The 23,219-nt window shown below is 44.4% G+C and carries 20 protein-coding genes and 1 pseudogene; 10 read left to right on the top strand and 11 right to left on the bottom strand.

What is annotated here, in order from left to right; translation table 11 throughout:
• Nucleotides 1-36 precede the first annotated feature (36 nt).
• Together H0S56_RS10245 and H0S56_RS10250 are read right to left on the bottom strand one after the other, a co-directional pair.
• Nucleotides 37-378: an MGMT family protein gene (locus H0S56_RS10245; protein ID WP_004730272.1), complete on the bottom strand. Its 342-nt coding sequence runs from the start codon at nucleotides 376-378 to the stop codon at nucleotides 37-39.
• Between the two features lie 159 nt (nucleotides 379-537).
• A complete protein-coding gene (locus H0S56_RS10250) occupies nucleotides 538-2,037 on the bottom strand; it encodes a cation:proton antiporter (RefSeq protein ID WP_195724991.1) in 1,500 nt (499 codons plus the stop codon).
• 215 nt (nucleotides 2,038-2,252) lie between these two features.
• On the opposite strand from H0S56_RS10250, the gene H0S56_RS10255 reads away from it, so the two are divergent.
• A complete protein-coding gene (locus tag H0S56_RS10255; protein ID WP_004730281.1) occupies nucleotides 2,253-2,807 on the top strand; it encodes a hypothetical protein in 555 nt (184 codons plus the stop codon).
• 37 nt (nucleotides 2,808-2,844) lie between these two features.
• Here H0S56_RS10255 and ypfJ read toward each other — a convergent pair whose 3' ends face one another.
• Nucleotides 2,845-3,750, bottom strand: a complete 906-nt coding sequence (gene ypfJ, locus H0S56_RS10260; protein ID WP_004279421.1) for a KPN_02809 family neutral zinc metallopeptidase — start codon at nucleotides 3,748-3,750, stop codon at nucleotides 2,845-2,847.
• A 48-nt stretch (nucleotides 3,751-3,798) separates the two neighbouring features.
• Nucleotides 3,799-4,725: a DUF808 domain-containing protein gene (locus tag H0S56_RS10265; RefSeq protein ID WP_195724992.1), complete on the bottom strand. Its 927-nt coding sequence runs from the start codon at nucleotides 4,723-4,725 to the stop codon at nucleotides 3,799-3,801.
• A gap of 189 nt (nucleotides 4,726-4,914) precedes the next feature.
• On the opposite strand from H0S56_RS10265, the gene trpS reads away from it, so the two are divergent.
• Nucleotides 4,915-5,928 carry a tryptophan--tRNA ligase gene (gene trpS, locus H0S56_RS10270; RefSeq protein ID WP_064095663.1) on the top strand — a complete coding sequence of 338 codons (1,014 nt, stop codon included), beginning with the start codon at nucleotides 4,915-4,917 and terminating at the stop codon, nucleotides 5,926-5,928.
• A 345-nt stretch (nucleotides 5,929-6,273) separates the two neighbouring features.
• Here the strand turns inward: trpS and H0S56_RS10275 are convergent.
• Nucleotides 6,274-7,724: pseudogene (locus H0S56_RS10275) on the bottom strand (capsule assembly Wzi family protein).
• Nucleotides 7,725-7,873: 149 nt separating this feature from the next.
• Nucleotides 7,874-9,403 carry a lysine--tRNA ligase gene (lysS, locus tag H0S56_RS10280; protein WP_085064483.1) on the bottom strand — a complete coding sequence of 510 codons (1,530 nt, stop codon included), beginning with the start codon at nucleotides 9,401-9,403 and terminating at the stop codon, nucleotides 7,874-7,876.
• 388 nt (nucleotides 9,404-9,791) lie between these two features.
• On the opposite strand from lysS, the gene H0S56_RS10285 reads away from it, so the two are divergent.
• Nucleotides 9,792-10,286 carry a YqiA/YcfP family alpha/beta fold hydrolase gene (locus H0S56_RS10285; protein ID WP_085064482.1) on the top strand — a complete coding sequence of 165 codons (495 nt, stop codon included), beginning with the start codon at nucleotides 9,792-9,794 and terminating at the stop codon, nucleotides 10,284-10,286.
• Between the two features lie 39 nt (nucleotides 10,287-10,325).
• Here H0S56_RS10285 and H0S56_RS10290 read toward each other — a convergent pair whose 3' ends face one another.
• A complete protein-coding gene (locus tag H0S56_RS10290; RefSeq protein WP_005246968.1) occupies nucleotides 10,326-10,868 on the bottom strand; it encodes an adenine phosphoribosyltransferase in 543 nt (180 codons plus the stop codon).
• 487 nt (nucleotides 10,869-11,355) lie between these two features.
• On the opposite strand from H0S56_RS10290, the gene rubA reads away from it, so the two are divergent.
• The 5 genes from rubA (at nucleotide 11,356) to H0S56_RS10315 (ending at nucleotide 15,484) form a co-directional block, all read left to right on the top strand.
• Nucleotides 11,356-11,520, top strand: coding sequence for a rubredoxin RubA (gene rubA / locus H0S56_RS10295; protein WP_004279415.1), 165 nt, complete (start codon nucleotides 11,356-11,358; stop codon nucleotides 11,518-11,520).
• Between the two features lie 91 nt (nucleotides 11,521-11,611).
• Nucleotides 11,612-12,790 (top strand): rubredoxin reductase RubB, encoded by a 1,179-nt coding sequence (gene rubB, locus H0S56_RS10300; protein ID WP_195726076.1) that lies wholly within the window; start codon nucleotides 11,612-11,614, stop codon nucleotides 12,788-12,790.
• A gap of 57 nt (nucleotides 12,791-12,847) precedes the next feature.
• Nucleotides 12,848-13,786, top strand: a complete 939-nt coding sequence (estB, locus tag H0S56_RS10305; protein ID WP_227554889.1) for an esterase EstB — start codon at nucleotides 12,848-12,850, stop codon at nucleotides 13,784-13,786.
• 13 nt (nucleotides 13,787-13,799) lie between these two features.
• Nucleotides 13,800-14,708, top strand: coding sequence for a LysR family transcriptional regulator OxyR (oxyR, locus tag H0S56_RS10310; protein WP_195724993.1), 909 nt, complete (start codon nucleotides 13,800-13,802; stop codon nucleotides 14,706-14,708).
• A gap of 182 nt (nucleotides 14,709-14,890) precedes the next feature.
• Entirely contained in the window at nucleotides 14,891-15,484 is a 594-nt protein-coding gene (locus H0S56_RS10315) for a response regulator transcription factor (protein ID WP_195724994.1), read from the top strand.
• A 57-nt stretch (nucleotides 15,485-15,541) separates the two neighbouring features.
• Here H0S56_RS10315 and ppk1 read toward each other — a convergent pair whose 3' ends face one another.
• A complete protein-coding gene (gene ppk1, locus H0S56_RS10320) occupies nucleotides 15,542-17,623 on the bottom strand; it encodes a polyphosphate kinase 1 (protein WP_005246972.1) in 2,082 nt (693 codons plus the stop codon).
• 112 nt (nucleotides 17,624-17,735) lie between these two features.
• The gene (gene mtgA, locus H0S56_RS10325; protein WP_195724995.1) at nucleotides 17,736-18,410 is read right to left on the bottom strand and encodes a monofunctional biosynthetic peptidoglycan transglycosylase; all 675 of its coding nucleotides are present in this window, start codon (nucleotides 18,408-18,410) and stop codon (nucleotides 17,736-17,738) included.
• 77 nt (nucleotides 18,411-18,487) lie between these two features.
• Here mtgA and H0S56_RS10330 point away from each other — a divergent pair, with 77 nt between their 5' ends.
• Complete coding sequence (locus tag H0S56_RS10330) at nucleotides 18,488-19,306, top strand: rhomboid family intramembrane serine protease (RefSeq protein WP_195724996.1); 819 nt, start codon at nucleotides 18,488-18,490, stop codon at nucleotides 19,304-19,306.
• A 34-nt stretch (nucleotides 19,307-19,340) separates the two neighbouring features.
• On the opposite strand, the gene H0S56_RS10335 is transcribed toward H0S56_RS10330, so the two are convergent.
• Both H0S56_RS10335 and H0S56_RS10340 read right to left on the bottom strand, forming a co-directional pair.
• Complete coding sequence (locus H0S56_RS10335; RefSeq protein ID WP_195724997.1) at nucleotides 19,341-21,833, bottom strand: ABC transporter permease; 2,493 nt, start codon at nucleotides 21,831-21,833, stop codon at nucleotides 19,341-19,343.
• Nucleotide 21,834: 1 nt separating this feature from the next.
• Nucleotides 21,835-22,560, bottom strand: coding sequence for an ABC transporter ATP-binding protein (locus tag H0S56_RS10340; RefSeq protein ID WP_195724998.1), 726 nt, complete (start codon nucleotides 22,558-22,560; stop codon nucleotides 21,835-21,837).
• 11 nt (nucleotides 22,561-22,571) lie between these two features.
• Here H0S56_RS10340 and H0S56_RS10345 point away from each other — a divergent pair, with 11 nt between their 5' ends.
• Nucleotides 22,572-23,201 carry an arylesterase gene (locus H0S56_RS10345; RefSeq protein WP_195724999.1) on the top strand — a complete coding sequence of 210 codons (630 nt, stop codon included), beginning with the start codon at nucleotides 22,572-22,574 and terminating at the stop codon, nucleotides 23,199-23,201.
• Nucleotides 23,202-23,219: the final 18 nt, after the last annotated feature.

Consider the following 23,219-nt stretch of genomic DNA (forward strand, 5'->3'; position numbering starts at 1 on the left):
TTAAAATCCCCACTTTTCACCAAGTGGGGATTTTTTTTATATCTTGACCAGACCATCCCATTGATAGCGTTTTAAATCCAAGCGATCACCTTTAAGAAAAATTCCTTCCTGCATGAGTTTTTGCTGCTGGATATTCTGGCCATGTTCGTCCAGTTGCTTCACACTGATTTTCGCCTGGGCATTGATCACCCGATACCAAGGAATATCAGTGTCCGAATCTAGATGACTTAATACCCGTCCGACCAATCGCGCATGTTTGGGTAAACCTGCCAGTCTAGCAATCTGTCCGTAGGTGGCGACTTTGGCATACGGAATCTGATTGACCACAGCCAAAATCATTTCTGCCATTTCCTGACTGGCTGAACTTGTCTGGGTCATTTTCATCTCATTAATAGCTTATTTAAATCAAAAATCACAATCCACCCCCAGTAAAAAAGCTATAGGAGAGTGATTAAGCCTGATGAAATACGCTGATTCAAGCTCTCATCTCACTATAAAAACCAATCTAACAGTCTCTTGATCTTCTAAGTTTTATCTTTAGAAATTATCCGGATTTTCCAGTCTTTTTACTTCCTGAACTTTATCTGGATGATGCACCGTGGCAACGCCATCTGCATCTTTCTGATCAATCAGAATTTCTGGCTGAAAGATAGTAATAGTCTCATTTCCTTTGGCATCTTCTCCAACAATATAGCGAAAACCCTTACGATTCATTTTATGACACATGCGTTGATACCAGCCTTTAAAGCCCTGCGTCTCTTCATTGGGATTATAATAAAACGCATTCATCACCGCAGGCAGGCCCAAGCCACATACCACACCGGACAATAGCACTACAATAAAGGTATAGCCCACCAGAATACTGCTATAGGCTTCCAGCTGAGGAACATTGGCGACCGCCAGAATTAAGGCCAAAGAAATCCCGCCCCGTACTCCGCCCCAAGACAGGATGGTCAAACTGCCGTTATAGCTTTTCTTGCTGACTTTTGGGAACATGGCAAAGGCCAGATAGTTGGCTGCAAAACGGGCCAGATGTAGAATCACAAAAGCCACCATTCCGCCCAGAACCAGACTGGTACTCAAGTCCAGAATAAACAATTCTAGACCAATCAGGGTAAACAGGAATGAATTGATAATTCCCTCAACCGTATGCCAGAAATGATTAACGTCACCAATTTCAGCATCTGCCAGGATTTCTTTCCATTTATTGCCAACAATCAAACCACCAATCACACAGGCAATTGGCGCGGAAGCATGTGCCAGCAAAGCCACCAGATAGGAACCACAAGCCAGCAAGGCCGTGGTCAAAATCAGAGATTCCATTTCATGCTTACCGCGCAAAATCCGCAAGATCGCAAAACCGAATCCGAGACCAATCAGCACCGCCACGACAATTTCATAAAGCAAGGTTTGCAGCACTGCCAGTACCGTAAAGTTTTCACCTTGCAGAACATTGAGCAAGGTCATAAATAAGGCAATACACATTGCATCATTAAACAGTGATTCGCCTTCAAGCTTGACAATCAAATGATGCGGTGCGCGAACCGAACTCAATACGCCTTTGATGCCGATCGGATCTGTGGCGCCCAAGGCCGCCCCTAGCAAGAGCAAAACCAGCAGGTCAACATGTTTACCAATCAGGAACTGATAACCATACAACACCACACCAAAGAACACTGCACAGAACACCAAAGCCAGACCAGCCAAAATACTGATCGGCCGCCAGTGGTTACGCAAATCTGAGACCTTAAACTTCAGCGCAGATGAAGTCAGGATAAAACAGATCACACCATTGATCAGAAAATCATAGAAATCGACGTGACGAACAGCCTGCTCGATATTGTAAATATTGATGCTAAAGAATGGATTACCATGCAGTAAACTGGCGCCCCACTGCAAAATGAAAACAAAGATTGCAGAGACAATAGGGACACCGATCGCTTGCGGAAAGCCTAAAACACGCTTATTAAACATCGTCGTAGCAATGGACAGGGCAAATACGACTGTGAGTAGCTGAAGAAAAAAGAAATTTCCCATTCGGTTTCCTAAAATCGGGCGATATGGAGCACTATGCGCCGAGAGGCGTTGTTAAAATAGAGATTTGAATAGAAAGGTATTCTGGCAAAACAAGTTTAGTCCGTTTTTTATCGAATTGAGTTAAGTTTCTTTTCAGTATTTTCGAATGATGATTTAACATACAGGGCAGCACTCGGCTTTTGCTTTCCCATCATTCTATTTTGAATTTTTCTCCAATGCATCAAACTGTCAAAACCATTTTTCGTCTCTGTTTTGCCAGCGTGATTTTTCTGATCACGTTGTCCTTATGTTTTACCTGCTTTGCTAAAATTCAGGAAATTCTGCAAGCAGAACAGCATTATCAGCAAGCCACCAGCATTCCCTTACAAAGTTCAACCGGGGAGCAGTATGTATTGGTGTCCAATAACCAGCGACCGGACAATGCCATTTTTATTCTGATTGCAGGAAATGGTTATGTGGCCAAAATCAATTGTGAGCATTACAGCGCTTTATGTAGCGATGAAGACAATCAATCGCATACCCGACAAATCCAGAGCGTTGACTTAATTAAAGCGGGAAATCTCTTCTATATTGAAAAAATCCAGTTCAGAGATAGCCGGACTGGCAAAGCAACTGCTTTAGAATATAACAAACAAGATATTCAGCAGTTCTATCAAAATGACATGAGCAACCTCAAATATACGGTCTTTGCAATTGCACTGTTTGCTTTGGCTGCATTATTCGTCAGTATCAAGATATTAAGAAATTTCCGGCGTTTTCTGCATAAATAAAAAAAGGAGCATCTGCTCCTTTTTTTATCGAAGTCATTTAAATATTTTGATTGAAGGTATCACAATTCGCAACCTGACCGGATTTCAAGCCGGTATTAAACCATTGTACCCGCTGCGCGCTGCTGCCATGAGTAAAGCTGTCCGGCACCACCTGTCCGCGAGCACGTTTCTGTAAATAGTCATCGCCAATTTTATGGGCGGCATCCATCGCTTCCTGCACATCACCCTGTTCCAAAAATTGGGTACGTTCATGATTATGGTAAGCCCAGACACCGGCCAGACAGTCTGCCTGCAATTCCTGACGCACTGAAAGCTGATTACTTTGCACTTCGCTTGCTTGCTGACGTGCTTGCTGTACTTGAGAAGAAATACCTAAAATCGTCTGGATATGATGCCCCACTTCATGGGCCACGACATAGGCCAGCGCAAAATCCCCCGCCTGATCATTACGGGAAAGTTCGGTGGCATTCTGTTCTCCAGTAATGCCCATTTGAGTGCGCATATCTTTAAAGAATGCCGTATCGATATACACTTTCTGGTCTGTCGGGCAGTAGAAAGGCCCCATCGCCGCCTGAGCCGTACCACAACCAGAATTCACGATGCCGTTAAACAACACCAGTTTCGGTGGGACATACTGCTGATTTAACTGCTGCTGAAACACCTGATTCCAGGTATCTTCAGTATCTGCCAATACAGTTCCAACAAAATCAATCGACTCCTGCTGTTCTGGCGTGGGATTTTCCAGGCCACGTGTTTCTGCCGCACCCGATACCCCCTGAGTGACCTGCTTGGTGGTTTGATAAGCCTGTTGTGGATCGACACCGAAAAACTTCCAGGCCACAAAGGCCACAATCAATCCAACAATACTGATTCCGCCAGCTTTGGCACCACCACCGCGACGGTCTTCTACATTGCTACTGACACGACGACCTTTCCAACGCATAGTCTTTTCCTTTTCTTAATCTGCTTAATATCCAGATATTTCCACACCTTAAGCTTTTGATGATTTAGGCCAGATTTTCTTAATCAGGCTGATGACCAGCATGACCAGCAGACCCGCTAAAATTCCTACAGCGAAATTAATCAAGGTCGGCGTAACAGCACCCACAATGTTGCCAATGCTGGGAATATCCTGCACATAAGCCACACTGTCTTCAGTAAAGTGATGAATAAAAGGAATAGCATGGTTAATAATTCCACCGCCCACCAGAAACATTGCAGCGGTTCCAACAATGGAGAGAATTTTCATCAGGACCGGAGCAAATGCCAACAAGCCACGTCCTATTTTTTGTTTAAAATCGGACTGCTGTTCAGTCAGATGCAGACCGATATCATCCAGCTTGACAATCAGCGCGACAAAACCATAAACACCAATGGTCATCACCACCGCGATCAGGCTTAGAACGGTCACTTTGGTCAGCATCGAGGCTGCAGCGACTGTTCCCAAGGTAATCACAATAATTTCAGCAGACAAGATAAAGTCGGTGCGAATGGCGCCTTTCACTTTTTCATTCTCAAACTGGTGCAAATCCATTTCCGTATGGATTAATTGTTCACGCGCCTGTTCAGCATCTTTGGCCTTCGGTGCATGCAAGGTATGAATAATTTTTTCCACGCCTTCATAACACAAAAACAAACCACCCAGCACCAACAAGGGATTAATCAGCCAGCCTGCAATAAAGCTGATTAATAATGCCAGCGGCACCAAAATCAGTTTATTGACAAAAGAACCTTTGGCAACTTTCCAGACCACTGGCAATTCACGATCAGCCCTCACACCTGTCACTTGCTGCGCATTTAAAGCCAGATCATCACCGAGAACGCCTGCCGTTTTTTTTGCTGCCATTTTGCTCATGACAGCGACGTCATCCAGGACTGTAGCAATATCATCTAATAATAGTAATAAACTGCTCGCCATACTTATTATCCTTATCCTCTTTCCATCTAGTTTAATCAAAATTCTTAAAAATATTGTATTCACTTGTTTAATTTATAAGATTTTTTTACGACAGCTTTTTTTCTGGCTGACAATCAAAAACAGAATGCCGTACAATGTTGCCATTCGTTAAAATACAGCTGTAGTACTGACTACCCTTTGGAATAGATAATGAGTAATCAAGATAATCGTCCAGTGATCTTGACGGGCGACCGTCCTACCGGACAACTCCACCTCGGCCACTTTGTGGGTTCACTACGCTCTCGTGTAGGTCTGCAAGATTCTCACCATCAACACTTGTTACTCGCCGATGCTCAGGCATTGACAGATAATGCGGACAATTTTGAAAAAGTACGTCGTAACATTATTGAAGTGGCGACGGATTATCTAGCTGTCGGTATTGATCCAACTAAAACCACAATTTGTGTTCAGTCATGCCTGCCAGCACTAAATGAACTAACCATGCTTTACCTCAATTTCGTGACGGTTTCACGTCTTGAGCGTAACCCAACCATTAAATCTGAAATCCAGATGCGTGGTTTTGAGCGTGATATTCCAGCCGGTTTCTTGTGCTACCCGGTGGCTCAAGCTGCTGACATTACAGCATTCAAAGCAACGGTTGTTCCTGTGGGTGAAGATCAGATTCCAATGATCGAACAGACCAATGAAATCGTGCGTCGTTTGAACCGTCAAATTGGGCATGACCTGCTACCAGAATGTAAAGCATTGCTTTCCAATGTAGGCCGTTTACCTGGTTTTGATGGTAAAGCAAAAATGTCGAAATCTTTGGGCAATACTATTGTGCTGGATGCGACAGATAAAGATATCAAGAAAGCTGTCAATGCCATGTATACCGATCCAAATCATCTACGTATTGAAGATCCGGGTCAGGTCGAAGGCAACGTGGTATTCACTTATCTAGATGCTTTTGATCCAAATAAAGAAGAGCTGGAAGAACTCAAAGCCCATTATCGTCGTGGCGGTTTAGGCGATGGTACAGTGAAAAAACGTCTGGAAGGCATTTTAAAAGAGTTGATCGGCCCAATTCGTGAGCGTCGTATTGAACTGGCTAAAGATCCCGATTACATCATGGATATCCTGAAAACCGGTACGGATAAATGTCGCGATATTACCCAGGCGACACTGGATGAAGTTAAATCTGGCCTCGGTGTATTCCATTTTTAATTAGAAAAAATTGCTCTTAAAAGCTCTTCTGATGAAGAGCTTTTTTGTTTAAGCTAAAATTGCGCAAAAATGATGCAAATATCCCCACATAATCTTCATAGTTTTAACCTTATTTAACATGTATTAACATGAATACTGATGAGTCATATGAGAATGCGTCCTATTATGGTCATATTCAGTAAGGAATCAGATTTAACTCTCTCCACAGTTAATTTTGAAATAGTTTGAAAAAACATTCCTTTTTCTACGCAATGACAACCCCAATCATTGCGTTTTTTTTGCTTATAGTTTTTTAAAATGATAAAAAAATCCTGCGTTTAAGCAGGATTTAATCATGGCTAAGAATTAATAACTGAACAAGCCTTTTTCTAATGGTATTTCGATACCTAAAGAAACTCCGCTATCTCGACCATTTACCTTTGAATCACCGACCCATGCATTAATTTTAAGCGGCATTTCTGGACGTATATAATGTGACCAGGTCAAATCCAGTGCTTTAATCTCATCATTAAAAGCAAAAGCAGCATTATTAACAGCGGCAAGTTCTGATTGATTCACATCAGCAAAAAGTATACGCCCTGATAAGCGGTTCATAAAATCAATACGAATATCTCCACCCACGGAAATCATCTGCGCATCGCCACCTAAAGCATGTGCTAGAGGATAACCATGCTGATAAAAACCGTCTGTATAATTCGTATGGTTGTAGGAAATGCCTTGAACCTTGCCATTAGTCCGCGTATCTGCCCATTCTGTGTAGAGCTGATATGGCATATTTTGTACAGTGGAAGAATAGTCAATGCCGGCAAGATACATTTTTTTTGCAGGTAAGCCCCCAGCCTCATCCTCTCCTACATATTGAGCATATAGACCTACCGGAATTTGGGTAAGAGAAAATAAATTTAACCGCGCATCGAAGCCGGCAATCTGGTTAGATGGGTCTGGTTCACCTGTACCCTCATTATCTTTACTACCCACAAAAGCATCCCACAGCGAACTTAAACTTTCAGGTCGTCCTTCCCCACCCCACTGAATCGCACGCGAGGCACCAAGCTCTAAATAAGGTAAAGGCTGTGCTGTAACACGCAAACCAATCAATTTGGCGTCTGGAACTGCGCTATAGTCATCGAGTTGACCCGCAAAAGCCTGATACTGCCACGGGCCAATCCAAGATAACCATTTATTTTCAAATGCTGTCTGTTCTGCACGTTGAACTGTAAAGCCATAGACTGGACGGCTGGCATCACCACGCATCAAGCTGCCATCATGGCCTGGCCCCCAATAAGTTGGAATCTGCCCAGCAATCAACCATTGATTCCAAAGTTTCCCCGCCAGATAAGAACCTTCAAGATTTACATCTTGATCATTATCAATTTGTGGATCTTTTTCAGCATTCACCCTGATCTTGGCATCCCAATTCGTACTGCCAGCATTAAACTCTAAAGCTGCCTGATATTGTGCTTTTTGCTGATCCCCGAAAGCCTGTGGAATATTTTTTTGATCGGTTTCTGCAAATACACCCAATTTTAGCTGTTGATTATCTGCCTTTAGTTTAGCCAGAACCGAATCGATTACACGCTGCTGTACAGTATTGCTGATCTGCGCATTTGATAAGGCTCGTTGAATTTCATCCCCACTCAGTGGCCAGGTTGAGGTACTGATTTGAATAACCCCTTGCTGGTTTAACCAGTTTAGGTCCGTACGCAAATTTGCATCATTTAGAACCAGACCCTGAGCAAAAGCAGAAGCGCAAGCGTAGTCAGTAACACACTCAATAATGTTTTTTTTAGCAACATGGGATGAATATTCTCAAGTTTATTTTCTGCTTCACCTTAATCGCTCCTATGTTAATTTTCAACGATTAAACTGTTGTTTTTTACTCAAGCTTTCAGATGTATCGACAAAAAATAACCCACACAATGGTGGGTTATTTTGAATTCAGCATTTAAGCATTTTTATGACGCATATGCGGGAACAAGATCACATCGCGGATACTTGCTGCATTAGCAAAGATCATCACCAGACGGTCAATACCAATACCCTCACCTGCTGTTGGAGGAAGACCGTATTCCAATGCTTCTACAAAGTCTGCATCGTAATGCATAGCTTCATCATCACCAGCATCTTTTTCAGCAACCTGTGCCTGGAATCGTTCAGCCTGATCGATTGGATCATTTAATTCCGAGAAGCCATTTGCCAACTCACGGCCACCGATGAAGAATTCAAAACGGTCGGTAATGTGTGGATTGTGATCATTACGGCGTGCCAATGGAGAAGTTTCCGCTGGATATTCAGTAATGAACGTCGGCTGACGCAATTTGGTTTCTACGGTTTCTTCAAATACCATAGTTTGCAGTTTGCCCAGACCAAAACCTGGCTTCACTTGCTCTTTCAATTCTTCCTGAAGGAAGTTTGCCAGGAACTCACGGTCATTGACATTTTCAGGAGTAAATTGCGGGTTATTTTCCAAAATCGCATCGAACATTGAAATTTTCTTGAATGGCCCTTTGAAGCTATATACTTCATCGCCATAAGGCACGTCAGTCGTACCCAAGATATCAATCGCCAGACGCTCCAGCATTTGCTCGGTCAATTCCATCAGATCTTTGTAATCTGCATACGCCTGGTAGAATTCAATCATGGTGAATTCAGGGTTATGACGGGTAGAAACACCTTCGTTACGGAAGTTACGGTTAATTTCAAACACACGTTCAAAACCGCCAACTACCAAACGCTTTAAGTAAAGCTCTGGCGCAATACGCAAAAACAATGACATATCTAATGCATTATGATGTGTTTCGAAAGGACGTGCCGATGCACCACCTGGAATCACATGCATCATTGGCGTTTCAACTTCCATATAGCGCTTTTCAGTCAGGAAGGCACGGATACCCGCTACAACTTTGGCACGAATCTCAAAAGTTTTACGCGTTTCTTCGTTAACGATCAGGTCAAGATAACGTTTACGATACTTTACTTCAGTATCGTTCAAACCATGGAACTTATCTGGCAGTGGACGCAATGATTTGGTCAATAATTCAAAATGCTCGATATGTACATACAGATCGCCTTTACCCGAACGACCGATATAACCTTCGACTGCGATGATATCGCCAAGGTCCAGACCTTTAATGGTAGCCAGTACATCTTCAGCGAGTTCTTTACGCGCAACATAAAGCTGGATACGACCTGTCATGTCCTGGATCACAATAAATGAACCACGGTTCAACATCACACGACCGGCAACTTTGACGTAGACCTTTTCGCCTGCTTCAATTTCTTCTTTAGATTTATCAGCGAACTGGTCTTGTAAATCCTGGGCATAGTGCTCACGCTTAAAGGTATTCGGCCATGGGCTCTTACCTGTTTCTTGTGCCTGAGCTTCGATTTGCTTTAACTTGGCATGACGCTGTGCAATTAAATCGTTTTCGGAAATGATTTGTTCAGAAGTCGATTGAGCGTTAGTTTGCGTCATCTCTGCCTCGAATAAGATTAGTTAAAAAATAGAAGTTGCATAGAATAGCAGAAATCCTTCTCAAATCGTAGCGTAAACACTCTCAGGAACCGGCTTTTCTTTGGAAGAATCCACTATCCCGCTATTTACACCATTCGGTTCAGCCCGTCTGTCACTCTTTTAAATTGCCTTTCTTCAACCTTTTGCAACATCCTGCTGCTCTCATTTGGGATTAAAGTCTAAAACAGACAGGTCTTATATAAAATCATTGCACTGCAAAACTGCGGCTTAGACCAATAGCTAACTGCCTTGTATACCTAGACGTTCTACAATGACGCTCAGATTGAAGATGATGTGCCAATCAACAAATAACCAATATGGCATGTCCCATAAAAATGAGTAATGAACTATGTCTAAGATTTTGTTTTTACATGGCTTAGATTCCTCCAGAGAATCCACCAAGTTCCACGCCATTGATGTGGTACATAAATACTGTATCGATGTCGATTACCGAAATCTGAGTTATAGTTCGGTCACCGAGTTTTATCATGAGATGATTGAAACCATCAAACCAGATATTCTGGTCGGCCACAGTCTTGGCGGTTATTGGGCACTGAAAATGTCACAGGCGTATCAAATTCCCTGTGTAGTAGCCAATCCCATTTTGCAACCCAACTTCCGCGATGATTATCCAGCCATTGGGCATCACGATTTACAGCATGATATTCCTCAGTTTGCCTATCTGGAGCTGGGCGATGAAATTCTGGATATGCATGCGGTTCAGACACAACTTGAAGACTATATGCAAATTCAGGCAGTTGATGGCGGCCACCATCGTCTGGAACATCCTGAGCAAATTAATACACTGATTCAGGAAATCGAAGATCATTTTATCAGGCAATAAAAAAGCCCCACAATTTTGGGGCTTTTTTTAATTTATGACTTAAGCAACTGCCGCTTCAGGCTGAGATTTGTCGTCCAGTACTGACCAGATATCTAAGCCTAATTCTGCATGCAGGTCAGGAAGATCAAGGAAAATACTTGCACCAAGTACTTCATGTTGACATTTTTGAGCCAGTTCATTCACTGCTTTTAAGGTTCCGCCACTTGCCAGAACATCATCCACAATAATTACTTTCTGGGACTGAACTTCCGCAGACATTTCTAAACGATCCAGACCATATTCCAGGCTATAACCCACACCGACCACTGGAGGTGGCAATTTACCTGCTTTACGCACCAACAATAAGCCTTTGCCTGTACGTTGTGCCAACAAGCTTGCCAACACAAAACCACGCGCTTCAACCGCAATAAAGCTTTCTACTTCTGCCAGTTTGTCAGCAGGAATGCTGGCAATCAAAGCGTCAGTCAATGGACCAATATTGCTCATGAAAAGTGGGGTCAAATCAAAGAAGCAAATTCCTGGTTTTGGAAAATCTTGGACCGTACGAATGTGAGACCACAAAGAAGTATACAAATTGCTCATGGGAGATCTTAAAAAAAGAAAAGGAATATGGGAATTTTAAACCTATTTGAGTGAAACGAACAAGCCAAGCTGTCTAATAAAAACCCGATGTTTAACCACAAGATATTGATTTTATTATATTGATTTATTTTAAAAATATTTAACCCAGACTTTACTGATTCTAAATTACCTAAAAACTCAAGTTTTTACTGCACGACTTTGGTCTATCCCCCAAGATAAACGCTCATTTTTGCCATCCTCAGCTTTTTATCCTTTAACCGTCTGCGCTAGAAAAGCTGATTGGCGTGATTTTCTGATAAATGAGGAATGTGTCGTCTATTCTGCTGCTAATTTCGCTGATTAAGCTTTTATTCACTTTACTTTCTGAATAGAACTGCGTAAAAATTTAGCCAAATATGTTCACTGTTAAAAAGTCATATTCTTTTAGAGTCTTGCCTTTTATGGATTTTAAGCTGACGCCTACAGTTGCTCAGTTTTGGAGAGTTACATGAGAAAGTTTCAATGCATCGTATGTGGATGGATTTATGACGAGGCAGAAGGTTGGCCTCAAGACGGGATCGTGGCAGGCACCAAATGGGAAGATATCCCCGATGACTGGACCTGTCCAGATTGCGGCGTGTCTAAAGTCGATTTCGAAATGATCGAAGTCTAATCACGTCCAGTTAAAGGCCATATCCATATGGTCTTTTTTTATGCCTTTCAATCATTTATACAGCATGGAGCTCTACCATATGGAAACAACTATGCATCCTATCGTCATTATTGGTTCAGGTATGGCGGGTTATGCCGTAGCGCGTGAATTTCGTAAACTTAATCCAGAACATGAATTGCTGATGATCTGTGCGGATGATGCGGTCAATTATGCCAAACCGACGCTTTCCAATGCTCTGGCCGGCAATAAAGCACCTGAACAAATTCCACTAGGCGATGCAGCTAAAATGTCGGCACAGCTGAATATGCGCATTGAACAGCATACCTGGGTTAAGGCGATTCATCCGGAAGATCATCAACTGGTTTTGGAAAAAGATGGCCAGGAAAGCACGCAACATTATAGCAAACTGGTATTAGCCATCGGTGCCAATCCGGTACGTCTGGCGATTGCCGGTGATGCCAGCGATGATATTCATGTCGTCAACAATTTGAGTGACTATAAAGCTTTCCGTAACAATCTGGCAGCACGTGAAGACAAACGTGTAGTGATTTTAGGTGCAGGCCTGATTGGCTGTGAATTTGCCAATGACCTGCAAAATACCGATCATCAAGTCACAGTCATTGATTTAGCTCCTCAGCCGCTTGGCCGTTTATTGCCAGAACATGTTGCCACAGCATTCCAGAAAAACCTTGAAGAAACCGGCATTCACTTTGTCCTGGGCACAACAGTCGAAAAAGTCTCTCGTGCGGACAATGGTGATTATCTGGTCACGCTGGCCAACGGTCAGTCTTTGGTTGCTGATGTAGTGTTATCTGCGGTGGGTTTACAGCCGAATATTTCTTTGGCGAAACAGGCAGACGTACATACCAGTCGCGGAGTGTTAACCACGGCACAACTGGAAACCAACCAGGTCGATATTTATGCTGTGGGCGACTGTGCCGAGGTCAATGGAACTTTATTGCCTTATGTTATGCCGATCATGCAACAAGCCCGCGCTTTGGCAAAAACCTTAAATGGTGAACATACTGCCGTGCATTATCCGGCTATGCCAGTGGCAGTTAAAACGCCTGCTGCTCCTTTAACGGTATTGCCTGCACCGGTTGATGTTGATGTCACCTGGGAAACTGAAGAGTTTGACGATGGCATGCTGGCTAAAGCGTTCGATGCTAATGGAACCTTACGTAGTTTTGTGCTTTTGGGCGCCACTGCAGCCAAACAGCGTCTGGCCTTGACCAAGCAGGTTCCTGACTTGATTCCTGCTGCGGTTTAGAGGTTTAATAGCAAGGATATTTTTTAAACGAAATATCCTTTAATTAGGACAGCGACTATGTACAGCGCAGCACAGTTTAATCTTTCCCCATATACCTCGTTTATGCATGAAACCAAGGTTGATCTTGGTAATGGGATCCAGCTACATGTCGAGGTTGGCGGAAATCCGGAACATCCCACCATTTTGCTGATTATGGGTCTGGGTGGGCAAATGCTGTACTGGCCTGACTTTTTCTGCAAATCACTGATAGACAATGGCTATCACATCATCCGTTTTGATAATCGTGATATTGGTCTGTCTTCAAAAGTCCATCACAAAGGTCCACGCCTGAATACCCTGAAAATGATGAGCCGTTTTGTGCTGGGTCTGGGTAATCAGGGTGCACCTTATGATCTATATGATATGGCCGAAGATGTCAGTCTGCTGATTGAAAAAATGCAGCTGGAACAGGTCTATGTGCTGGGTGCTTCGATGGGCGGTATGATTGCCCAGATTCTGGCCGCGCGTTATCCGGACAAAGTCAAAAAACTGGGCTTACTGTTTACCAGCAATAACCAGCCGATGTTGCCACCGCCCTTCCCTAAGCAACTCTTTAGTTTGATTGACAAACCGACTTCAACAGATGAAGATGGCATTGTTGATCATAGTTTGAAACTGTTTAAGATCATCGGCTCGCCAGGTTATGTCAATCATCTGGAAGCGGTACAGACCGCCCGTAAATTATATAAGCGAAGTTACTATCCTGCTGGTGTACTTCAACAGTTTTTAGCAATATTATGTACAGGCTCATTGCTGCAACTGGACAAGCAAATCAAACAAGAAACCCTGGTAGTCCATGGTTCTCGAGATCGATTGCTGCCTCCTAGCCATGGCAAGGCCGTTGCGAAAGCAATTTCAGGGGCTAAATTTGAATTAATTGATGGAATGGGGCATGATATCCCACCGCATTTTATTCCATATCTTAGCGAATTATTTGCTGATCATTTTAAATCATAAACATTAGGACACTATGGCTGCATTACCATCCCTAAGACAGCTGTCATACCTCGTAACACTGTCAGAGACGCTACACTTTACAGAAGCTGCTCGCCGCTCCTTTGTCACCCAGTCAACCTTGTCTGGCGGCATCATGGAGCTGGAGCGTTTACTCGGTGGCGTACTTGTTGAACGCGACCGCCAGAATGTTCGTTTAACGCCTCTTGGTGAACAAGTGGTTGCACGCGCACGTGTTCTACTGGCCGATGCTCAGGACCTAATGCGTTTAAGTCGTGAGATGAGTGAACCTTTAACCGGTGATCTACATCTCGGCGTTATTCCAACAATTGCACCTTTCCTGTTGTCACAGCTTCTGGACGAAGTACATAAGCAATTACCAAAAATCCAGTTGCATCTGCATGAAGCGCAAAGTGAAAAGATTGTAGAAAAGCTGGAACATGGCAACCTGGACATGGTGGCTTTGGCATTGCCTTTCGACACCCGTGGTCTGAAAGTTGCTGAAATTGCCAAAGAAAATCTGTATCTGGTTTACCAAAAATCTGATCAGCATGCTGCACAAGCAAACTCTTTAGGAGATCTGGATCTGTCTCGCCTGATGTTACTTGAAGAAGGTCACTGTCTGCGTGATCATGCCTTGAGTGCTTGCCCGATTGGTGAACGTAAAAATGATCATCGTTTAAAAGCCAGCTCACTGCCGACTTTAATTGAAATGGTTTCAGCCAATCTTGGCTTTACCTTGTTACCTGAAATCGCGATTCATACCAATATGATTAAAGGCAATCCTGAGATTCAGGTAAAAGCGATCGATTCAGCCCCAAGTCGTACCCTGGCATTGGTAACCCGTAAAAGCACACCGCTGCAAAGCGAGTTTGATGTGCTATTACAGATTTTCCAGAAAATCACTCAGCACGATGCTGCCTGATCTATAGATAATAAAAAGGAGCACATGTTGCTCCTTTTTTATATCTTGAATTGAATGCATCCAGTCCGCCTAGAAACTTAGAATCTCTACATTTCAGCTAAATCACTATTCTTTGGGATAGGCATTTGCATCTGCCTGATTCACAGTATAGCTCTCTATCGCATCTACAGGATCGCGTTTTATTGGCTAGCCTTTTGCCTGCACCGGTTTTAGTGATTCGTTCACCGACTGGACTCGACCTGTCAAAAATCCAGACCGTGCTACAGCAACTCGGCTATCAGCCAGATATGCTGCTGTATGCGGACAATATGCTGTCCGCACAATCCATGATTACTGAACATCTGCCCAACCTGATTCTTTATCATGCAGCAACAACTTCAGAGATCAGTTTGATTCATCAGCTGAAACAGCAAAGCTCAGATACGCCCGTTATTGGCATACTCAATACTCATTCCACAGCACTGATCTATTCAGCCTTGCTGTCCGGCGCAGATAGCTATATGCAGCATCATGATTCATTACCCCAGTTCGCTGATAGTCTAAAAACTGTCTTGCGCGGTGGAGCCTACATTCATACTGAACTGGCAGACTATATCCTGCACCAGCCCATTGCTAAAACCTGTCTTAACCTCGCTGAATTGCAGTTATTAAAATTATTGAGTCAACATCAATCGCAAGCTGAACGACAAGATCAGCTCCAGATGAAGGACTATCAGATGTATAGTCGGGTCAAACACATCTATCGAAAACTGGTTAAACTCAGCTTGAACAGTTAAATTCTATGTTCGGAATAAAAAAGAGGCTGAATATTCAGCCTCTTTACATACTTAAACTTATTTAAACAGCTCTAACAGAATACGTTGTGCATTATGCGGTTTTTCACCTTCTTTGGGCTGTGCCCGCAGCCAAGTACCATCACCTTGCAATAACCAGGATTGCTGATTGTCTTTCAAGTAATTCAACAGACCTTGTTGATAGATGCGTTTTTTCAAGGCTTCATCTTCGACCGGGAAACAGGCCTCGACCCGATTAAACAGGTTACGATCCATCCAGTCTGCACTTGAACAGTAAATACGTGAATTGCCATTATTGCTGAAATAATATACGCGGGTATGTTCCAGGAAACGCCCGACAATTGAACGCACCCGGATATTTTCCGACAGACCCGGCAACCCCGGACGCAAACTGCAAATTGAGCGGATAATCAGGTCAATCTGTACCCCGGCCTGAGAAGCCTCATAGAGTTTGTTAATCAATTGCATTTCGGTCAGTGCATTGACTTTGACAATAATCTGCGCCGGTTTCCCTGCTTGAGCATAGGCAATTTCATTATCGATATAGTTAAGTAACTGGGCATGCAAGGTAAATGGCGCATGTAGCAGCTTTTTCAGCTTGGCCATTTTCCCCATACCGGTCAATTCCTGGAAAATACGATGCACATCTTCACACAGATCTTTATCTGTCGTTAATAGACCATAATCGGTATAGATTCGTGCATTGCCGGCATGATAATTACCGGTACCCAGATGCACATAGCGCACCAGTTTGTTATTTTCCCGGCGCACCACCAGAATCATCTTGGCGTGAGTCTTGTAACCAACAATGCCGTAGACCACGACCGCACCCGCTTCTTGCAGGACATTGGCCACCGCAATATTGGATTCTTCATCAAAACGTGCACGCAATTCAATCACTGCGGTGACTTCCTTGCCATTGCGGGCAGCTTCAGCCAGTACCTGCACAATTTCAGAATCTGGCCCACTGCGGTACAAGGTTTGCTTGATCGCCAGCACTTGCGGATCGCGTGCCGCTTCACGTAATAATGAAATGACCGGCGCAAAAGATTCAAAAGGATGGTGCAGCAAAATATCCTGTTTCTGCATCGCACTAAAAATATTTTCAGATTTTTTCAGTACTTTAGGAATGATGGGAGTATGCGAGTCATAACGTAAATGCGGACGTTTAAAGTTAGATAGCAAACGTGCCAGATTGACCGGGCCCGCGACTTTATAAAGCTGCTCGTCGTCCAGATCAAATTCATTCAGTAGATATTCATAAATATGCTGCGGACAATTTTCTGTCACTTCCAGACGTACCGCACGACCAAAACGGCGTGAGCTAAGCTCGCCTTTGAGCGCCTTGGCCAGATCTTCGACATCTTCATTCAAGGCTAAATCGGCATTTCGGGTAACACGGAACTGATAACACCCAGTCGCTGTCATGCCTGGGAACAGATCAGAGACATGCTCATGAATAATCGCAGACAGCATCACATGATGTTCTTTTCCATCGGTCAGTTCATCCGGTAAACGCACTACGCGTGGCAGTGAACGCGGTGCAGGCACCACAGCCAGATCAATCTGACGGCCAAAGGCGTCTTTGCCTTCCAGTGTCACAATAAAGTTCAGTGATTTATTCACCAGCCGCGGGAATGGATGCGCTGGGTCTAGGCTGATCGGCGTGAGAACCGGCGCAACCTGCTCCTGAAAATATTTTTTAATCCAGGCAGATTGCGCTGGGGTCAATTCACCACGGCGCAAGAAGCAAATATCTTCCTCACGCAGTTTTGGCAAAATTTCTTCATTTAAAATACGGTATTGACGTTCAATGGCAGCATGTGCGGTTTTAGAAATCTGTTCTAAAACCTGCTTTGGAGTCAAGCCATCCGGACTCCGGCTTTCATTATCCAGATCCAGTTGTTCCATCATCCCGGCGACCCGGATTTCAAAAAACTCGTCCAGATTACGCGAGAAAATCAACAGGAAATTCATGCGTTCGAGCAATGGATGTAAAGGATCGACAGCCTGTTCCAGGACACGTAAATGGAAGTCTAGGATAGACAGTTCGCGATTAATATAACGATCATTATATGTATATTCGGGCTGTGCTGAAGTTGTGCTGGCTGCCGTATTCATATCAAACCTATGCGGATTTAAAATTGTGCTTATCGCTCCAAGTATGCTTCAAATTGATGACAATTTCATAAAAAAAAGCCCAAATAATTGGTCTTTCTCTTCAAATCATCAATTAAGGTAATTCTGCATAGCGCATATAGCGCTGAATCATCCGTTTACGTGCATTTAAAGCAGACGAGTTACGATGATCCTGAAAATATTTCGGATTGGTGAGAATGGCGGCCAGAAAGATGGCCTGATCCTGGGTCAGGCTTTGCGCGGTTTTACCAAAATAATGTTTGGCCGCGGCTTCCACTCCATAGATGTTGTCCCCGAACTCGATCGAGTTCATATACACTTCCAGAATTCTCTGTTTGGACCACATGCGTTCCATCATCCAGGTGGCGACAGCTTCTTGTCCTTTACGTACAAATGAACGCTTATTTACGAGGAACAGGTTTTTCACCAGTTGCTGGGAAATGGTGGAACCTCCTGCGACGACTCGGCCTTGATCCCGGTTTTTATTCAGCGCCTGTTGAATGCCCTCCCAGTCAAAACCATGGTGATGAATAAATTTTCCATCTTCCGCAGTGACAATTGCACGTTTCAGATTCAGGCTGATCTCGTCGTAGGGCCGCCACTGATGCTGAATCGGTTTGGAAGGTTCTGACCAGTAATCGATCCGCATCATCATGGTGGTGTTTACCGGATGGGTGCGCCACCAGGCCAGACTGGCAAAGATCCACAATTGAACCAGCAGAATCACACTGACGATGACGAGCATCGTGCGGATCAGAAAGGCTTTCATGTCAGTGCGTTACTCCTGAAAATTTAATTTTTCGTGTTAAGCTTATTCGAAATATACAATCACAGCAAAAAAATAGCATGTCTGAATACTCTCCCCCTGTCGAACATCGCAAACTTGAAATGCATCTCTGGTGGATCACCGCCATTTTAATCGGGATCAATGTTGGATTATTTGGCTGGCAAGCCATGCATGGCATGGATGTTAGCCAGCCGAGTACCCGAGACGCTATTCTCTGGGGTGCCGATTATGCACCTTTAACCTATTTAGCGGAACCCATGCGCTTGTTTAGCAGCATGTTTTTTCATTTTGGCCTGATTCACCTGATGTTGAATATGTGGGCCTTGTATATTTTTGGTAGTGTTGCCGAACAGCTGTTTGGCCGGATGTATTTTATTGGCCTGTATGTGTGTGCCGGATTAATGGGCAGCCTGCTCAGTGGCTATATGAACATTCAGGACAGCTATAGCCTGATCGAAGGCGGTGTCGCCAATCCCGATTTATTGCCTGCGGTCAGTGCCGGCGCATCCGGTGCCGTGATGGGACTCGGGGCTTCACTGACGGTGCTGGCCTTATTGCCGATGCTGCCACAGCAACGTTTTATTCTGGATAAAAAAACCCTGGTGATGGTGATGGGTCTAAACCTCGCGCTGGGCTTTATGATCAGCGGAATCAACAATGCCGCACATATTGGCGGCATGCTGATGGGTGCTTTTCTCACCTTGCTCTGGTACATCGGTCAAAAAATGCAGCGTAGCCACCTGTTCAATCTGATTGCCCTGCTTGTCGGTTTCGGCATTTGTGTGCTGCTTTATCAACATAACTTGGCCTTGATTGAAGCAATTCGCCCACTGTGGCAAGAGATTCTGGAAATGATGCAACAGCAATTACAGCTTTAACGCTCAGCCCGTTGAAAAGCCACGGAGATGAATCTTATTGATTCATCTCACGCAAGCTTTGTAAAGGCGGAATATCCGACAGATAACTCAGACGATAACGGCCAATTAACATACATAAAACGGTCATAAAGATCGGCAGGATAATCCAGATTTCCCAATGCGGCTGAATCATCAAATCCATTTTATAGCTGGCAATTGCACTGATGACTTCGGCAAACAGGCAGGAAACAATTCCGGCAAACAGCCCGATAAAACCAATTTCCAGACTCATCATGGTTTTCAGTTTCTGCTTGGAACTACCAAATGAACGTAGCAAAGCCACTTCACGTTTACGTTCATCCATTAACAGGTTCAAACAGGCCATCAGCACCAGAAAACCGGAAATACTGACCAGTACCGCCAGAATCGTCACGATTTGCACCAGTACATTCACCAGGCGTTTGATCTCTTCCAGAATCAGGCTGACATCAATAAAAACCGTGTTGGAAAATTGCTGGATTACCGACACCAGTTTGCCTTTATCTGCCTCCGGTACATAAAAACTGCCCAGATAACTGCCTGCATTGGCATCCATGCTGTTCGGGGCAAAAATAAAGAAAAAGTTCGGACTAAAACTTTCCCACTCAACCGTTCTTAGATTAACGACTTTAGCTTCCAGTATGCCTTCAGGCAGACTGAAACTGAGTTTATCTCCTATCTTAATACCTAATTCTTCGGCCGTATTGGCCTCGACTGAAACCTCACCCGGCTGTTTTAATTCTGCCTTACCTTGAACAATGACATTATCCTGAGGATAGCGGTTTGACTGGGTCAGATTCAGCTCACGCTTTAAGGTATTGCTGTTTTTGAGCAGTTCATCGGCAAAAGGCTGATCATTTTTGGCGACCAGACGCCCACGGACATTTGGATACAGTGGCGTACTTTTCCAGCCATTCTGCTCAAGTTGGGCTTTGAGATCCGGCATATCAAAAGGTGGTAAACCATAAACAAACTGGTTCGGCGTACCTTCCGGTAACTGTTGCTGCCAGCGCTCCAGCAGATCGGTACGCAAGACTGCCAATACTGTAATCAGGCTCAAGCCCAAGGCTAAAGCCGTAATCTGCAAGGCGGTCTGAGAAGGTGTGCGTACATAGGCCGACAGATTCAGCTTCATATTCCGCAGCAGTTTCAACACTCCCCATACCGTCAGATACAGCACCGCACATAACACAATAATTGCGCCAATCACCCAGGCGGTCAGCAGCAAGTTTTCAGTCAAAATCACACTAAAAATAATCAGGCTGAGCGTTCCAGTCAGCAGCATCCACAGCATGGATTGCACTGATTTTTCCTGCTGGCGGATCACCCGAATTGGCGGGGTATTCAGCAATTGCAACAAGCTTGGCATGACAAAGCCGAGTAACACCACGGCACTGGTCAGCATCGCGACTGGCAATGGTCCGAGCAACATTGCCAGGGCTGAAAATTCAATCTGCAAATTTGGAATCAGCTGCAACATCAATTGCAACAGTCCATAACCCAGACTGATCCCGACCACGGTACCAATTAGCATCGCAATTAACAGCACCATCCCAAGTAAAGCCAGATAAGCCGACAGAATCTGCTGCTTGGTGGCACCGATACAACGCATCAAGGCAATATGATCCTGATTCTGCTGCACATAACGCTGCGCGGTTAAAGCAATGGCAATCCCACATAATAGAATGGTCAGAATATTGGCCAGTTGCAGGAAAGTGTCCAGATTGGCGATTGGCTTCATCAAGCGGGTATTGCCTTCACTGGCATTGCGTAACCTGAGACTGCTTTGCTCCTCAAACTCCTGCCCTTGCACTTCCGTTGGTGTTTCAGCTGAGGCGTTTGCTGACTTGACCTGCTGCTTGAACAGGGCTTCATATTGTTGGGTATCATCCGGACGGCCAGCCATAAGTAGGCGATATTCAATCCGGCTCCCCACCTGAATGGCATTGGTTCGTGCGACATCTGCCTGGGAAATAATTACGGTCGGCGAAAATCCGGAAAATCCAAGTTCCTGATTGGAGTCCTGTTCAATCTTGGCGGTGACTTTAAACGCCGCATCGGCAATATTGAGCTGATCCCCCAGTTTGACTTTGAGCAAATCCATGGCTCGTGGACTGAGCCAGATTTCACCAGACTGAATCGATTTTTTTGCCGGTTGCACCCGCAGTTCACCACGCAAAGGAAAAGCCTGATCAATGGCTTTGACATTGACCATGACAAACTGCGCATCGGTATAGGCCATACTGCTAAAAAAAGTGACTTCTGACTGCTTTAGATCCAGCTGCTTGGCCTGATCACGCCACTGCTCCGGCAAAGGCTCATTATCTGAAAGCACCAGATCACCGGCCAGCATTTCTGCTGCCTGCAAGGCGACTGCATTTTGGATCTGCTCATTACTAAACTTAAGTGCAGTGGTCGCGCTAATTGCCAACGTTAAGGCAATAATCAGCAGATAAATTCCGGTCGTTTTAAAGCTTTGCGTCAGTAAAGGACGAAATAACGGATTCATTTCATCCTCCACTCGGATGTTCAATCAGCTCGCCATTCAGCAGTTCAAAATGCCGCTGGCACTGCTGCGCCAGTTTGCGGTCATGCGTGACCAGCACCAAAGTCGTCCCCAGTTCCCGGTTTAGTTGAAAGACTAGTTGTTCAATTTCTCTGGCCGTTTCACCATCGAGATTGCCCGTAGGTTCATCGGCAAAAATGATCTTTGGTTCACTGACCAGTGCACGAGCGATGGCTACACGCTGTTGTTCACCGCCAGACAGTACTTTCGGCGTTTGCTGCGCCTGTCGATCCAGACCCACTTTATGCAACAGAGCCAAGGCTTTTTGCTCGGCTTCTGCATATTTAAAGCCGGGCTGCAGGCGCAGTGGCAGCATTACATTTTCAAGTGCAGTCAGGTGCGGTAAGAGCTGAAAAGACTGAAAGACAAACCCGATATTTCTTAAACGTACCAGTGCACGTTGTTCTTCATCCAAGCTAGAGACCGATTCGCCACAGACCATAAGCTGACCTGAACTCGCCTGATCCAGTGTCGCCAAAATACCCAGTAATGTGGATTTTCCGGAACCGGAACGACCGGTAATTGCCACTTGTTCTCCGGCCTGAATATCCAGATCAAGATCCTCAAAAATGGTGAGCTGTTTTTGTGAAAGTTGTATCTTTTGTGTCAATTTCTGGGCAGAAATAATAGCCTGTGGCATGATGGTCGAATCGTTGCTGCTTTGAATCATACGTGTCCTATATGAAAGATCTTAATCAGAAAACTCGGCTATTGCCTTACTTTTTTTTGCTCAGTCTGTGCCTGTTACCTCTTGGGGTTTCAGCAAAGACGATTATGATTTTAGGTGATAGTTTAAGTGCAGGTTATGGTATCCAGCCCCAGCAGGGATGGGTACATTTATTACAAAAGCGTTTAGAGCAACAGTATCCGAAACAGCATAAAGTGGTCAATGCAAGTGTCAGCGGTGAAACCACCAGCGGAGCACTGGCCAGACTGCCAAAATTGCTGCAGACGCATCGTCCAGACCTTGTGGTGATTGAGTTAGGTGGCAATGATGGCTTACGTGGACAACCACCGCAAATGATTCAAAAAAATTTAGCCAGCCTGGTTCAGCAGAGCCAGAAAGCCAAGGCCAAGGTCATCGTCTTTGGCATAAAAATGCCGCCTAATTACGGGCAGGCCTATAGCAAGGCTTTTGAAAATAATTATAAAGTGGTGAGTCAGCAATATAAGGTGAAGTTATTGCCCTTCTTTATGCAGGGTGTCGCCGGTAATAAAACATTGATGCAAAAGGATCTGATTCATCCAAATGCTAAAGCACAGACAATCCTGTTAAATAATGCTTATCCATACATTAAAGGCGCTTTATAAAGCGCCTTTAACTTATTT

Origin of the sequence: Acinetobacter lwoffii, assembly GCF_015602705.1 — a bacterium.
In the GTDB taxonomy this organism is placed as follows: Bacteria; Pseudomonadota; Gammaproteobacteria; order Pseudomonadales; family Moraxellaceae; genus Acinetobacter; species Acinetobacter lwoffii_E.